This window comes from Shinella sp. NM-101, assembly GCF_021401195.1.
Lineage (GTDB): Bacteria > Pseudomonadota > Alphaproteobacteria > Rhizobiales > Rhizobiaceae > Shinella.
In genome coordinates this window covers 197,363-212,097 of the sequence record NZ_JACBFT010000009.1, presented here as the reverse complement: position 1 = coordinate 212,097, position 14,735 = coordinate 197,363, and the positions used below count along the sequence as shown (strand labels likewise).

At 66.4% G+C, this 14,735-nt stretch carries 10 protein-coding genes; 6 read left to right on the top strand and 4 right to left on the bottom strand.

Translation table 11 applies throughout. The features are described 5' to 3' along the window. The first annotated feature begins 107 nt into the window (after positions 1-107). The 4 genes from L0976_RS18060 to L0976_RS18045 all read left to right on the top strand — a co-directional run bounded on the left by L0976_RS18060 (position 108) and on the right by L0976_RS18045 (position 7,064). A complete protein-coding gene (locus L0976_RS18060; RefSeq protein WP_234188654.1) occupies positions 108-1,673 on the top strand; it encodes a Do family serine endopeptidase in 1,566 nt (521 codons plus the stop codon). 254 nt (positions 1,674-1,927) lie between these two features. Then, positions 1,928-2,653 (top strand): response regulator transcription factor, encoded by a 726-nt coding sequence (locus L0976_RS18055; RefSeq protein WP_370577015.1) that lies wholly within the window; start codon positions 1,928-1,930, stop codon positions 2,651-2,653. 13 nt (positions 2,654-2,666) lie between these two features. After that, on the top strand, positions 2,667-4,082 hold the full coding sequence (locus tag L0976_RS18050; protein ID WP_234188705.1) for a HAMP domain-containing sensor histidine kinase: 1,416 nt from the start codon (positions 2,667-2,669) through the stop codon (positions 4,080-4,082). 30 nt (positions 4,083-4,112) lie between these two features. Continuing rightward, positions 4,113-7,064 carry a bifunctional [glutamine synthetase] adenylyltransferase/[glutamine synthetase]-adenylyl-L-tyrosine phosphorylase gene (locus L0976_RS18045; RefSeq protein ID WP_234188652.1) on the top strand — a complete coding sequence of 984 codons (2,952 nt, stop codon included), beginning with the start codon at positions 4,113-4,115 and terminating at the stop codon, positions 7,062-7,064. On the opposite strand, the gene L0976_RS18040 is transcribed toward L0976_RS18045, so the two are convergent. After that, positions 7,054-7,491 carry a hypothetical protein gene (locus L0976_RS18040; protein WP_234188704.1) on the bottom strand — a complete coding sequence of 146 codons (438 nt, stop codon included), beginning with the start codon at positions 7,489-7,491 and terminating at the stop codon, positions 7,054-7,056. The genes L0976_RS18045 and L0976_RS18040 overlap by 11 nt on opposite strands. 154 nt (positions 7,492-7,645) lie before the next feature. On the opposite strand from L0976_RS18040, the gene L0976_RS18035 reads away from it, so the two are divergent. Further along, positions 7,646-8,113: a MarR family winged helix-turn-helix transcriptional regulator gene (locus L0976_RS18035; RefSeq protein WP_234188650.1), complete on the top strand. Its 468-nt coding sequence runs from the start codon at positions 7,646-7,648 to the stop codon at positions 8,111-8,113. Positions 8,114-8,129: 16 nt separating this feature from the next. Here L0976_RS18035 and L0976_RS18030 read toward each other — a convergent pair whose 3' ends face one another. Both L0976_RS18030 and L0976_RS18025 read right to left on the bottom strand, forming a co-directional pair. Further along, a complete protein-coding gene (locus L0976_RS18030; protein ID WP_234188648.1) occupies positions 8,130-10,478 on the bottom strand; it encodes a PAS domain-containing sensor histidine kinase in 2,349 nt (782 codons plus the stop codon). Positions 10,479-10,631: 153 nt separating this feature from the next. Further along, complete coding sequence (locus tag L0976_RS18025) at positions 10,632-11,324, bottom strand: YafY family protein (RefSeq protein WP_234188646.1); 693 nt, start codon at positions 11,322-11,324, stop codon at positions 10,632-10,634. Positions 11,325-11,398: 74 nt separating this feature from the next. Between L0976_RS18025 and L0976_RS18020 the strand changes: the two genes are divergently transcribed. Continuing rightward, positions 11,399-11,767 (top strand): VOC family protein, encoded by a 369-nt coding sequence (locus tag L0976_RS18020; protein WP_234188644.1) that lies wholly within the window; start codon positions 11,399-11,401, stop codon positions 11,765-11,767. Between the two features lie 9 nt (positions 11,768-11,776). Here the strand turns inward: L0976_RS18020 and pepN are convergent, their stop codons facing one another. After that, the gene (pepN, locus tag L0976_RS18015; protein WP_234188642.1) at positions 11,777-14,425 is read right to left on the bottom strand and encodes an aminopeptidase N; all 2,649 of its coding nucleotides are present in this window, start codon (positions 14,423-14,425) and stop codon (positions 11,777-11,779) included. Positions 14,426-14,735: the final 310 nt, after the last annotated feature.

The window sequence follows — 14,735 nt, the reverse complement described above, 5'->3', positions numbered from 1 at the left end:
TACGAAAAATTCATGCGGCGGATAGTGCCTTGTAATGTGCGCCGGCCTATCTCTTTCCCATCGGCTGCCGAACGCGGCCATGAGAGCAGAGAAAAAAGGTGCTAAGAATGTCCAAGATTCCCGCATTCCGTCCGGGCCTCAAGACCGTCCTGAAGACGACCACCGTCGCCGGGCTTGCGGCCGTCATGCTTGCGACCGGCATTCCCGCGCGCGTTACCGAGAGCTTTGCCGAAGCCGTTACCGTCCAGGCGCCGCAGGTTGCGAGCTTCGCCGACGTCGTCGCGGCCGTCTCCCCGGCGGTCGTTTCCGTGCGCGTCCAGTCAGATGCCAAGCCGGCGAACGACGAGAGCAACTTCAGCTTCAACTTCGGCGGCCGCGGCTTCGACGAGCTCCCCGACGATCACCCGCTGAAGCGCTTCTTCCGCGAATTCGGCGGCCAGGACCAGTTCCGCGGCGACCGCGGTCCCGAGCGCCGCTTCGGCGACCGTCGCGGCCCGAACCGCAAGCCGCATCTGCGCCCGACCGCACAGGGCTCCGGCTTCTTCATCTCCGAAGACGGCTACATCGTCACCAACAACCACGTCGTCAGCGACGGCTCGGCCTTCACGGTCGTCATGAACGACGGCACGGAGCTCAACGCGACGCTCGTCGGCAAGGACAGCCGCACGGACCTCGCCGTGCTGAAGGTCGACGAGAAGGACAAGCGCAAGTTCACCTATGTCAGCTTCGCCGATGACAACCAGATCCGCGTCGGCGACTGGGTGGTCGCCGTCGGCAACCCGTTCGGCCTCGGCGGCACGGTGACAGCCGGCATCATCTCGGCCCGCGGCCGCGACATCGGCTCCGGCCCCTACGACGACTACCTCCAGGTGGACGCCGCCGTGAACCGCGGCAATTCGGGCGGCCCGACCTTCAACCTTTCCGGTCAGGTCGTCGGCATCAACACCGCGATCTTCTCGCCCTCGGGCGGCAATGTCGGCATCGCCTTCGCCATTCCCGCCTCCGTCGCCAAGGGCGTCGTCGCCAACCTGATGAAGGACGGCAAGGTCGATCGCGGCTGGCTCGGCGTGCAGATCCAGCCGGTGAGCCGTGACATCGCCGACTCGCTCGGCCTTGCCGATGCGGCGGGCGCCCTCGTCGTCGAGCCGCAGGCCGACTCGCCCGGTGCCAAGGCCGGCATCAAGAAGGGCGACGTGATCACCGCGCTCGACGGCGAACCCGTCAAGGACCCGCGTGACCTCGCCCGCCGCGTCGCCGACATCGCGCCCGGCAAGAAGATCGACGTGACGATCTGGCGTGACGGCAAGTCGCAGACCGTCCCCGTCGAGATCGGCACGCTTGCCGGCGAGCAGATCAAGGCTTCGGCAACCCCGGACGAGGCGGCTCCGGCCGAGGAGAACAGCGCGCAGGCGCTCGCCGATCTCGGCATCTCGGTGACGCCGGGCGATGACGGCCTGACCGTCTCCGCCGTCGATCCGGACTCCGACGCCAGCGACCGCGGCCTCAAGGAAGGCGACCGCATCACTTCCGTCAACAACCAGACCGTCAAGTCGGCCGACGAAGTGATGAAGGTGATCGAGGGCGCCCGCAAGGACGGCCGCACCAAGGCGCTGTTCCAGGTCGAGACCAAGGACGGCAGCCGCTTCCTCGCGCTGCCGATCGACCAGGGCTGACCGGCTCCGTCGTTCCCTGCCCACGGCGCCGCGAGATCGAAAGGTTTCGCGGCGCTGCCGTATAAGGCAGCCCTTCATCCGGCCTGCCGGCCAGCTTCTTTCCGCAGGCCGGGAGAAGGCGGCTCGCGGCATGCGGTTCTTCTCTCTTGCGGGGCTGCGGGAAACCGGCGCGCCCAGCGCTCCTCGCCCCGTTTACGGGGAGGGGATGCCGGCAGGCAGGTGAAGGGCGTTCCACGCCGCACGAAAATCGCGAGATGACGTTCCGACTCGCGGGACCATGCGCTAGGGTTGAAGCCATGAAGATATTGATTGTTGAAGACGATCTGGAGGCGGCGGCCTATCTCTCGAAGGCCTTTCGCGAGGCGGGCATCGTGCTCGATCATGCCAGCGACGGCGAAAGCGGGCTCTTCCTTGCCACCGAGAACACCTATGACGTCCTCGTCATCGACCGCATGCTGCCGCGCCGTGACGGCCTGTCGCTGATCTCGGAACTGCGCCGCCGCAATATCCATACGCCGGTTCTCATTCTCTCGGCCCTCGGCCAGGTCGACGACCGCGTAACCGGCCTTCGCGCCGGCGGCGACGATTACCTTCCCAAGCCCTATGCTTTCAGCGAGCTTCTGGCGCGCATCGAGGTGCTCGGCCGCCGCAAGGGCACGCCCGAGCAGGACATGGTCTACCGCGTCGGCGACCTAGAGCTCGACCGGCTCTCCCACACCGTCAAGCGCGCCGGCAGGGAAATCCTCCTCCAGCCGCGCGAGTTCCGCCTGCTCGAATATCTCATGAAGAATGCCGGGCAGGTGGTGACGCGCACCATGCTGCTCGAAAACGTCTGGGACTATCATTTCGACCCGCAGACCAACGTCATCGACGTCCACGTCTCGCGGCTGCGCTCTAAGATCGAGAAGGATTTCGACCAGCCGCTGCTGCGCACGGTGCGCGGCGCCGGATACATGATGAAGGACGAGGCGGCGGGCTGACCCCATGAACCGGATGCTCGGCAGGCTGACCGCCCTCTATCGCACCACCGCCGTGCGCCTTTCGGCGGTCTATCTCCTGCTTTTCGCCGCCTGCGCGGCCTTCCTCGTCTTCTACGTCTCCTCCATGTCGGAAGGGCTGCTCCAGCAGCAGATGCGCGAAGCGGTGGCGCAGGAGGCCGACCAGATCGAACGCATCTTCGACAACAGCGGCATGAACGGCCTGTTGCGCACGCTGGAGCGCCGCTCCCGCCAGCCCGGCGCGAACCTCTACATCATCGCCAGCCCCACCGGCGAGGTGCTGGCCGGCAATGTCGCCGCCCTCCAGCCCGGCGTGCTCGACACGGAAGGCTGGACGGAGATGCCGTTCCGCTACCAGCGCTACCAGGAGGAGGCGCGCGGCAACAGCCGGCCGATGGCCTATGCGCAGGTGATCGTGCTGTCCAACGGCCTGCGCGTGCTGGTCGGCCGCGACCTCGGCGAGCCGGAGAATTTCCGCATGCTGGTGCGCCAGGCGCTGATGGTGGCGCTCGGCGTCATGGGCGTCGGCGCGCTGGCCATCTGGTATCTGATCGGCCGCAACGCACTGAGGCGCATGGACCGCATGTCGGACGCCAGCCAGCGCATCATGGCCGGAGACCTTTCGCAGCGCCTGCCGACCAGCGGCTCCGGCGACGAATTCGACCGCCTGTCGGAATCGCTGAACACCATGCTGGGACGCATCGAGAAGCTGAACGAGGGGCTGAAGCAGGTCTCCGACAACATCGCGCATGACTTGAAGACGCCGCTGACGCGCCTGCGCAACAAGGCCGAGGCGGCGCTTGCGGCGGGCGATGCGGCCGAGCACCGCACGGCGCTGGAGGAGATGATCGGCGAATCCGACCAGCTCATCCGCACCTTCAACGCGCTGCTGATGATCTCCCGCGTCGAGGCCGGGCAGGCGCCGGCGGAGATGAGCGCGCTCGACATCAGCGGGATCGCCCATGACAGCGCCGAACTCTACGAGCCTGTCGCCGAGGATTGCGGCCTGAAGCTCGTCACCGACGTCGCCGAAGGCATCGAGATCAAGGGCAACCGCGAGCTTGTCGGCCAGGCGCTCGGCAATCTCATCGACAATGCCATCAAGTATGCCGAGGGCAGCGGCGGCGAGCCGGAGATCCGCGTCTCGCTCGCGCGGCGCGACGGCGACGTGGTGCTGTCGGTCGCCGACAGCGGCCCCGGCGTGCCGGACGACAAGCGCGAGGAGGTGGTGAAACGCTTCTTCCGCCTTGACGCGAGCCGTACCAAGCCGGGCACCGGCCTCGGCCTCTCGCTCGTCGGCGCCGTCATGGAGATGCATCACGGACGGCTCGAGCTGGATGCGACCCACCCCGGGCGGGAAAACAATCGGGGGCTGACGGTGAGAATGGTTTTCCCCAACCGCCCGGACTGATACACCTCGTCAAAAAGGCGAGGAGACATCATGAGCGTGACGGAAGCGACGCGGTTTTCCGATCTTTCGGCATCCCCCATCCGGCCCCTGAGCCAGGCGGAAGTCAAATCGGTCCTGTCCGACCTCAAGGACTGGGGCAGGGAACACGCCGCCATCGCAAGGCTCCTCGGCGAGGACGGCCCGCTCAAGGACTTCGTCGTCGCCGCCTTCACGCTCTCGCCCTATCTGCGCGATACCGCCCGCATCGATCCCGGCCTGCTCGCCCGCGCGCTGGCCGAACCGATCCTGCCGGCCATCAAGGCTGCCATCGCCCGCGCCCGCGCGGCCTGGAGGCCCGATGACGGCGAAGTGACGGAGGCCGTGCTGATGACCCGGCTGCGCCTCGCCAAGCGCGAGGTCGCCTTCCTGACCGCGCTCGCCGATCTTGCCCGCATCTTCGACGCCCGCAGGACGACGGCGTTGCTTACGGCGCTCGCGGAGGCGGCGACATCCGCCGCCATCGACCACCTCCTCCTTTCGGCGCACGAGAGCGGCAAGCTGAAACTGCCCGATCCCGCCCGCCCGAGCGAAAAATCCGGCCTCATCGTGCTCGGCATGGGTAAGCTCGGTGCGGCCGAGCTCAACTATTCCTCCGACATCGACCTCGTCGTCTTCTTCGATCCCATGGCGGATGTCGCCGTCGATCCGAGCGAGGCGGTCGAGACGTTCTCGCGCCTCGTGCGCCGGCTGATCCGCATCATGCAGGAGCGCACGGCGGACGGCTACGTCTTCCGCACGGACCTGCGCCTCAGGCCCGACCCCGGCGCGACGCCGCTCGCCATCTCCTTCGATTCGGCCATGCTCTACTACGAGGGCAGGGGCCAGAACTGGGAGCGCGCCGCCTTCATCAAGGCCAGGCCCGTCGCCGGTGACCTCAAGGCCGGCGAAGCCTTCCTCAAGGGTCTCGTGCCCTTCGTCTTCCGCAAGTATCTCGACTATGCGGCGATCGCCGACATTCATTCGATCAAGCGGCAGATCCATGTGCACAAGGGCCACGGCGAGATCGCCGTTAAGGGCCACAACGTCAAGCTCGGCCGCGGCGGCATCCGCGAGATAGAGTTCTTCGTGCAGACCCAGCAGCTCATCGCGGGCGGCCGCGTGCCGGCGCTGCGCCTGCGCGCCACCGAGCCCATGCTGGCCGAGCTTGCGAAAGCCAGCTGGATCGACGAGGCGACGGCGCGGGAGCTGACGGACGCCTACTGGTTCCTGCGCGACGTCGAGCACCGGGTGCAGATGGTGTGCGACGAGCAGAGCCATACCCTGCCCGAAACCGAGGCGGAACTGAAACGCATCGCCTTCATGCTCGGTTTTGCCGACACCGCCGCCTTCTCCGCAAAGCTGGTCGAAGTGCTGAAGACCGTCGAGCGACGCTATGCGGCGCTCTTCGAGCAGGAGGCGAAGCTTTCCTCCGAGACGGGCAACCTCGTCTTCACCGGCCAGAAGGACGATCCCGACACGCTGGAGACGCTGAAGCGCCTCGGCTTCGAGCGCCCGGCCGACATTTCCCGCACCATCCGCACCTGGCACTACGGCCGCTACCGCGCCACGCAATCCGTCGAGGCGCGCGAGCGGCTGACGGAGCTGACGCCGCAGCTCCTGCGCGTCTTCGGCGAGAGCAAGCGGGCGGACGAGGCGCTGCTTCGCTTCGACAACTTCATCTCCGGCCTGCCGGCGGGCATCCAGCTTTTCTCGCTGCTCGGCAACAACCCGGCGCTGCTCTCCCTCATCGTCAACATCATGTCGTCCGCGCCGAAGCTGGCCGAGGTGATCGCGGCCAAGCCCCACGTCTTCGACGGCATGCTGGATCCCGGCCTCCTCGCCGAACTCCCGACCCGCGCCTACCTTTCCGAACGCATCGAGGGCTTCGTCTCCGGCGCACGGCACTACGAGGAAATCCTCGATCGCCTGCGCATCATCGCCGCCGAGCAGCGCTTCCTCATCGGCATCCGCCTGCTGACCGGAGCGATCACCGGCAAGCAGGCCGCCCGCGCCTTCACCCATGTCGCCGACCTCATCGTCGCGGCGGCGCTGAATGCGGTGCTCGACGAGATCGAGGCGGCGCACGGCAAGTTCCCCGGCGGGCGCGTTGCACTGGTCGGCATGGGCAAGCTCGGCAGCTTCGAGCTGACGGCCGGCTCCGACATCGACCTGATCCTGCTCTACGACCACGACGGCGACGCCTTCGAGTCGGACGGCGCCAAGCCCCTCGACAATATCAAATACTTCACCCGCATCACCCAGCGGCTGATCGCGGCGCTCTCCGCGCCCACGGCCGAAGGCGTGCTCTACGAGGTCGACATGCGCCTGCGCCCCTCCGGCAACAAGGGGCCGGTCGCGACGCGCATCACCTCGTTTGCCAAGTACCAGGCCGAGGAAGCCTGGACCTGGGAGCACATGGCGCTCACCCGCGCCCGGTTGCTCTGCGGCGACGAAAGCCTGATGGGGGAGGCGGAGGACATCTTCCGCGCCGTGCTCGCCCGCAAGCGCGACACGGCGAAGATCGCCAAGGACGTCGCGGAGATGCGCGACCTGATCGACCAGGAAAAGCCGCCGAAGGACATCTGGGACCTGAAGCTCATCGCGGGCGGGCTGATCGACATCGAGTTCATCGCCCAGTTCCTGGCGCTGGTCGCGCCGGCGCGCGGCGCCCCGCAGCCGGAAGAGGTCATGCCGACCGCCGATGCGCTGGCCGTCCTCGGCGCCGGCATGATGGACCCCAACGATCTCGACACGGTACAGAAGGCGCTGTCGCTCTATACGGAGATCTCGCAGATCGTGCGCCTCTGCGTGGATGGCGGCTTCGATCCCAAGGAAGCGCCCGCCGGCCTCGTCGACCTCGTCTGCCGGGCCGGCGACTGCCCGGACCTGCGCACGCTGGAGGCGGAGATCCGCCGCATATCGAAGGCGGTGCGGAAGATTTTCCAGGCGACGGTCAGGGCCTGAGCCGGCCCTTCATCCGCAAGCCGTCGCGCATGTTGAGCGCAAGAAGCGTGATGTTTACGGCGCCGGCCACGAGTTCCAGCGCCTGCACCCCGTAGAAGGCGGTGTCGAACTGCCCGGCTTCGGCCTTGAAGGCAAGGAAAAACGCGGCCGGCACAAGGACCACCATGCCGTTTGCGGCGATCAGCGGCATGCGCCGGATCTTGATGCCCGCCAGTCCGGTCCGGCGCCCCCTCGACAGGGCGAATCCCGATCCGCCCGCTGCCATCAAAGCTGGAATGAGAAGGAGGAATCCCCAGGGAATGGCGGTCTTGACCGCGATGACAACCGCTTGCGAGGCGAAGAACTCCGACAGAGCCGTCGCCAGCCAGAAAACGGCGATCGTGATCATCGCGACGATGCCGGCGACAGGATGAAGGATCTTGAGCAGGTGTGGCGCGTGCTTGGCGGCGGATCGCTGCCCGCGCGCGGATTTTGCCTCCGCCATATGGTGGTTCCTCCAATTTGTCTTCATGATGTCATATCGACATGAACGATACATAGTAAAATGACATCATGATGTCAATATGAATGGATTATGACGAATGAGCGAAGCCGCGACGATTTCACCGGGCGATGCCCTGACGGAGCTGATCCTGGTCATGTTCAGGGTGAACAACCTGACGCTCACCTGGGGAGACAGGCTTGTCGCTCCCTTCGGGTTGACCAGTGCACGCTGGCAGATTCTCGGAGCGATCGTCTTTTCCGAGCGCCCGCAGCCGGTCGCCTGGCTCGCGCGCGATCTCGGCGCAAACCGCCAGAACGTCCAGCGCATCGTCAACGACCTGCATGGCGATGGGCTGGTCGCTTTCGAACCCAATCCGCATCACCGCCGGGCCAATCTCGTCGTGCTGACGGAAAAGGGCCGGCAGGCCTACGACGCCGCCATCCGCGCCTATGAACCGCGGGCGAATGCGCTGGCCGAGGGGCTCGATCTCAAGGACATAAGGGCTGCATATCGTGTGATGGTCGCGCTGAGAAAAGGGCTCGAGGCCGAAGACGGCAGCCCCTGACGGGCCTGCCCCGTGTTTACGCCGCCGCCAGGTGCAGCGCCGCCAGCCGCTCCCGGTCGGGGATGCGCACGGAGATGATCGTTCCCCTGCCTTCGACCGAATGGATGCGCATGCCGCCGCCGTGGAGGTGGGCGAGGGAGCGGGAGATGGCAAGGCCGAGGCCCGAGCCGCCCTTGCTCTTGGCGTACTGGCTTTGCACCTGCTCGAAGGGCTGGCCGATCTTCTGCAGGGCGGATTTCGGGATGCCGATGCCGGTATCGGCGATGGTCAGCGTGATCGCGCCGCGGACCTTGCGCGCCCGCACCTCCACCTTGCCACCCTCGTTGGTGAACTTCATGGCGTTCGACAGCAGGTTCAGCAGGATCTGCTTCATGGCGCGGCGGTCCGCGACGGCGAGGAGATTGTCCGGGCAGGTCTGCCGCACGGCGATGTTCTTCTTTTCCGCCTGCAGCATGGTAAGCCGCATGGTCTCCTCGATCAGCGGCGCAAGATCGACCGTCTCGCAGCTGATGCGCATGTGGCCGGCCTCGATCTTCGACATGTCGAGGATGTCGCTGATGACGTTGAGCAGGTGCTTGCCGCTCTCGTGGATGTCGCGCGAATATTCGCGGTACTTGTCCGAGCCGATCGGGCCGAACATCTGGTTCTGCAGGATTTCCGAGAAGCCGAGGATGGCGTTGAGCGGCGTGCGCAGCTCGTGCGACATGTTGGCGAGGAATTCCGACTTGGCGCGGTTGGCCGCCTCGGCGCGATCCTTCTCCGCCTGGTAATTGGCATTGGCGAGCGAAAGCTCCGACTTCTGCCGCTCCAGCTTGGCGCGGGAGGCCGAGAGGTCGCCGATGGTTGCCATCAGCCGGCGCTCGGATTCGCGCAGACGCACCTGATGCCGCTTCATCATGGTGATGTCGGTGCCGACGGAGACGCAGCCGCCGTCGCGTGTGCGGCGCTCGTTGATCTGCAGCCAGCGCTCGTCGGCAAGCTGCACCTCGCTGGTCTGCGAGGCCCCCGTGCCATCGGCATCGGCGATGCGCCGCTCGATGACCGGGCGGGCCGCCGCGGCATGCACCGTCGCACGTTCCGTGCCGGGCACCAGCACGTCGTCGGGAAGGCCGTAGGCCTGCTGGTAATGCGCGTTGCACATGACGAGCCGGTCGTGCTTGTCCCACAGGACGAAGGCCTCCGAGGTGCATTCGATGGCGTCGGCAAGCCGCTGGTCGGCCTCCTGGTAGCGCTGGGCGAGCCGGTGCTGCTCGGTCACGTCCATGGCGATGCCGATCATGTGCAGGCGGCCGGAGGCCATGCGGATGAGCTGGGCGCGGGCGCGCAGCCAGACGTAGTGCCCTTCCGCATGGCGCATGCGGAACACCTGGTCCACCTGCTTGGCCTCGCTGCGGGCGACGGCGCGCGCCACCTGGTAGATGCCGTCGTCGTCGGGATGCATCAGGCGGGCCGCGTCGCCGAAGGAGAGCACGCTGTCGCGCGCCGGCATGCCGAGCATTTCGTACATGGAGCGCGACCAGAACAGCCGGCGGCTCGAAAGGTCGAAGTCCCAGAGGCCGCTGCGGCCGCGCGCAAGCGCCGTCTCCACGCGCAGGTTGGATTCCGCGAAGATCGCGTCGGCATCGCGCGCGCGCTTGGCCTGGATGTAATAGGCGTAGAGGATGACCAGCAGGATCGCCGAGATGCCGGCGAACAGCGTGACGTTCAGCGCCACCTCGTCGCGCCAGAAGAGGGCGAGATGGCCGAGCGGATTGGCGACGACGATCAGGCCGCCGTTCTTCGGCATCTGCACCAGCGAGGCGTAGTATTCCTCCCCGCCGATATGCGTGCGGAAGACGCCGCCCGTCTCGCCGAAATACTGGGTCGCGGCAAGCTCGGGCGAGAAGCGCGCGAGCGACTGGCCGACATAGCGCGCCGCCGCCAGCGACGTGCCGAACACGCGGCCGTTCTCCTCCACGAAGAGGACGAGGCCGCCGGGCTGCATACGGTCCTGTGGCAGGTTGAGCGAGAGTGCCGCCTCGGCCGCCATCCGGTCGGATTTCGCCACGCTCGCGGCCATCTGGCCGGAGAAGACGGCGCCGACGGCCAGTGCCGTCAGCGAGGTCGTGTCGCGCACGCCGGTGTCCATCCGGTCATGCTCGACGATGATGCCGACCATGCGCGAGATGCCGACCACGAACAGGAAGGCGATGATCAGGATCGGTATCGACCGCTTCAGCACGGGCTCGGCCCGTGTCAGATGCCGCGCGGCAGGCCCGGCGAAGATCTTCGCCTGTCCCGTCGCCTCGTCTTCCCAGGCCGCCATTCCCGGGAATCTGAGACGAGTCCACCCGCCGGCTGCGCGTCCTCGTTGCGCGTCCGCCATAGTCATAAAACCTTGTAACCCTCTCGTGATTCGGCGCGCCGCTCGCCCGAATCTGCCCTAATGAATCAATTGTGATTCGGCTTGTCCATAGAAAAAGGTAAAAGTTTTTTAACCATTTCTCATGGTTGGGAAATTGCATTTGCCGGGCGGCCCTTACGCCCGCCGCGGCCCCGCTTCCGTCTCCCGCCATTCCTTCAGCATCGCCGCGCGCCGGCGGGGAAAACGCTCCTCCAGAAGCGCGATCGCCGCCATGCGCTCCGTGCGGAAATGCCGGTAGCCCTGCCGCCATTCGCACCAGGCGACCAGCATGCGCGTCTCCTCGAAATAGCCCAGCGCGACCGGCCAGACCACGCGCTCGCTGCGCACGCCCGCCGCGTCGCAATAGGACAGCCGGAGCTTGCGCTCCCGGCGGATCGCCGCGCGGATAACGGCGAGATCGACGATCTCGCCGTCGACGATCCTGCGCGGTCCGACCAGCAGCGCCGTGTTCTCCAGTTCCGCCGCAAGCTCGGCCGGCAGCACGGCGGAAATCTTGGCGAGCGCATCCGTCGCCGCCTTGGTCACGGGCGCATCGGCGAATTTCTGCACCCAGCGGAAGCCGAGCACCAGCGCCTCCAGCTCGCCCTGCGAGAACATCAGCGGCGGCAGCATGAAGCCGGGGCGCAGCACATAGCCGACGCCCGGCTCGCCCTCGATATCGGCGCCCTGCGCCTGCAGCGAGGCGATGTCGCGGTAGAGCGTGCGGATGCTGACGCCGAGTTCGCCGGCAAGCGTTGCGCCGCTCACCGGATGGCGGTGGCGGCGCAGAAGCTGGAGGAGGGCGAGCAGTCGTTCGGATCGGGCCATGCGACGATACTGCCATTTTTTGGCAGTGGTGTCGCCTAGGATCGCCCCGTCAAAGCAACGAAAGGACGATCCCCATGATCTCTCCCAATCTCCTGATCCTCTATGTCGAGAACCCTGCGGCAAGCGGCCGCTTCTACGAGCAGCTTTTCGGCCGCGCGCCGGTGGCGCAGTCGCCCGGCTTCGTCGCCTTCCGGTTCGACAACGGTCTGGGTCTCGGCCTGTGGTCGACAAGCGCAAGCGACTTCGTTTCCGGCGGCTCCGGCAACCGCTCCGAAATCGCCATCGTCGTCGAGGAAGACGCCGAGATCGATGCATTGCATGACAGGTGGAAGGCGCAGGGCGTCGCCATCGAGCAGCCGCCGTTCACGGCCGTCTTCGGCCGCACCTTCGTCGCGCAGGACCCGGATGGCCACCGGATCCGCGTCTGCCCGCCGGACAAGTGAGCCGGCGGCTCAGCCCTTCAGCATGCGCTCCACGATGTCGGAAACATCGGAGGAGAGTTTTTCGCCCGCGGCGATGGTGCGCAGCGCGTTGCGGGCGTGGTCGGAGCGAACCTCCTCCAGTGCCCGCCAGGAGCGCATGGACGTGAGGATGCGCGCGGCGAGCTGCGGGTTTTTCGGGTCGATCTCCAGGATCTGCTCGGCGAGGAACCGGTAGCCCGCGCCGTCCGCCCGGTTGAAGCCGGTCGGGTTGGAGAAGGCGAAGGTGCCGACGAGCGCGCGCACGCGGTTCGGGTTCGCCTTGTTGAAAAGCGGGCTCGTCATCAGCGCCTTGACGCGTTCCAGCGCGCCGTCGCCCGGAATGGTCGACTGGATGGAGAACCACTTGTCGATGACCAGCGCGTTGTCGGCAAAGCGCGCGCGGAAGGCCTCCAGCGCTGCCGCCGTCTCCGGCGCGTCGGGGAAGCGGTGGGCGAGCACGGTGAGGGCCGCGCTGAGATCCGTCATGTTGTCCGCGCTCGCGAAGGCCTGTGCCGCGCGGGCGGGCGTGCCGTCGGAAACGGCGAGATAGGCAAGCGCCGCGTTGCGCAGCGCGCGCTGGCCGGCGCTCGCCGCGTCCGGCGTGAAGGCGCCTTCGGTGCGGTTGGCGTCGAACAGCCTTGCGAAGGCCGCGGGATCGCGCTTCGCGACGAAGGCCAGCACGGCCTCGCGTCCGGCGCGGATGGCGTCCGGGTCGTTGTTGCTGCCGAGCTCGCGGGCGATGTCGGATTCCGACGGCAGGGCCAGTGCCTGCGCGCGGAAGGCCGGCTCCAGCGCCTCGTCGCCGGCAATGGCGATCAGCGTGTCGGCGAGAACCGCATTGGTTTCCACCGGCTCGCCCGCCCGCGCCTTGCGCGCTGCTTCCACGAGGTTCGGCAGGGCAAGATCGTTCAGCGCCTGCCAGCGGGAGAAGAGGTCGCTATCGTGGCGGGCGATATGGGCGAGATCGGCCGGAGCCGGCTCGAAATGCAGGTTGATCGGCGCGGAGAAGCTGCGGTTGAGCGAGACGACCGGGCGCGAGGCGATGCCCGAGAAGGTGACGGTCTGGCGGCGCTGCTTGAGGTGCAGCACGTCGCCGGTCACATCCGCGCCGCTGACGGCGCCCGGCGTGGCTTCCGACCCGTCAGCAAGAAGCAGGCCGAAGCGCAGCGGAATATGCATCGGCTCCTTCGTCGCCTGGCCGGGCGTCGGCGGGATCATCTGCTCCAGTGACAACGTGAACTCGCCCCTGGCGAGATCGTAGCTCGACGAGACGCTGACAAGCGGCGTGCCGGCCTGGCTGTACCACAGCGAGAACTGGCCAAGATCGGCGCCGTTCGCATCCTCGAAGCACTTGACGAAATCCTCGATCGTCGCGGCATCGCCGTCATGCCGCTCGAAATAGAGGTCCATGCCCTTCTTGAAGCCGTCCCGGCCGAGGGTGGTCGCGATCATGCGCGTGACCTCGGAGCCCTTCTCGTAGACGGTCGTCGTGTAGAAGTTGTTGATCTCGCGATATGTCGTCGGGCGGACCGGATGGGCGAGGGGGCCGGCGTCCTCCGGGAACTGCTCCGACTTGAGGTGCCGCACCTCGGCGATGCGCTTGACCGCGCGCGAACGCTGGTCGGCGGAGAATTCGTGGTCGCGATAGACCGTCAGGCCTTCCTTCAGGCAGAGCTGGAACCAGTCGCGGCAGGTGACGCGGTTGCCGGTCCAGTTGTGGAAATATTCGTGGGCGATGATCGCCTCGATATTCGCATAGTCCTGGTCGGTCGCGGTTTCCGGGTCGGCCAGCACGTATTTGTCGTTGAAGACGTTGAGCCCCTTGTTCTCCATGGCACCCATGTTGAAGTCGGAGACGGCGACGATCATGAAGATGTCGAGGTCGTATTCGCAGCCGAACACCTCCTCGTCCCATTTCATCGAGCGCTTCAGCGCATCCATCGCATAGGCCGCGCGCGGCTCCTTGCCGTGCTCGACATAAATCTTCAGCGTCACCTCGCGGCCGGACATCGTCGTGAACGTGTCCTCGACCACGCCGAGGTCGCCGGCGACGAGCGCGAAGAGATAGGAGGGTTTCGGATGCGGGTCGAACCAGGCGGCGAAATGCTTGCCTTCGCCGTAGCCCGCGCCGCCCAGGAAATTGCCGTTGGACAGCAGCAGCGGGCAGCTCGCCTTGTCGGCGATGATGTTGACCGTGTAGACGGCGAGCACATCCGGCCGGTCGGGGAAATAGGTGATGCGGCGGAAGCCCTCGGCCTCGCACTGCGTGCAGTAGACGCCGTTCGTGCGGTAGAGGCCCATGAGCTGGGTATTGGCCTCGGGATTGATCATCGTGGTGATCGTGATCTCGAAGGGCTCGCTCGCCGGCAGGTCGCGGATCGTCAGGCTGTCTGGCGTCGCGTCGTAGCGGGCGGCGTCCAGTTCCGTCTGGTCGAAGAGGAGGCCGGTCATGACCAGCTCGTCGCCGTCGAGGACGAGCGGCGCGGCAGGATCGGCGCCCTCGCGGCGGTGGAAGATGAGGCGCGCCTCGACCTTGGTTTCCGTGGGATCCAGTTCGAAGGTCAGATCGACGCGCTCGAGAACGAAGTCAGTCTGGCGATAGTCTGCCAGATGGATGATCCGGCCGTTCTCTGTCCGCATGGAAATGTCCTGCCTTTTGCCGCCCGGCATCCCATGTCCCTGTGCATGGCGGATGGAGTGCGGGGCGGTCTGTCCCCAGTTCAACGAATTGATATGCGTAGTGGCTTAACATCTCATTTCCATGGAAAAGCCGAAATCACAAAATCGTGCCGTCGCGGCACAGTATTTCCGCAATGCCCGTCCGATCAAAATTATCCGGGACGCATCACGAGAATTCATCCCACCGGGCGGGCATTACGGCTAGACTTGCGGCTTCCTGAATCGGTTCGCCGATCGTCCTCAACGCCCGAGGTCATGGCCCGCCGGCCGT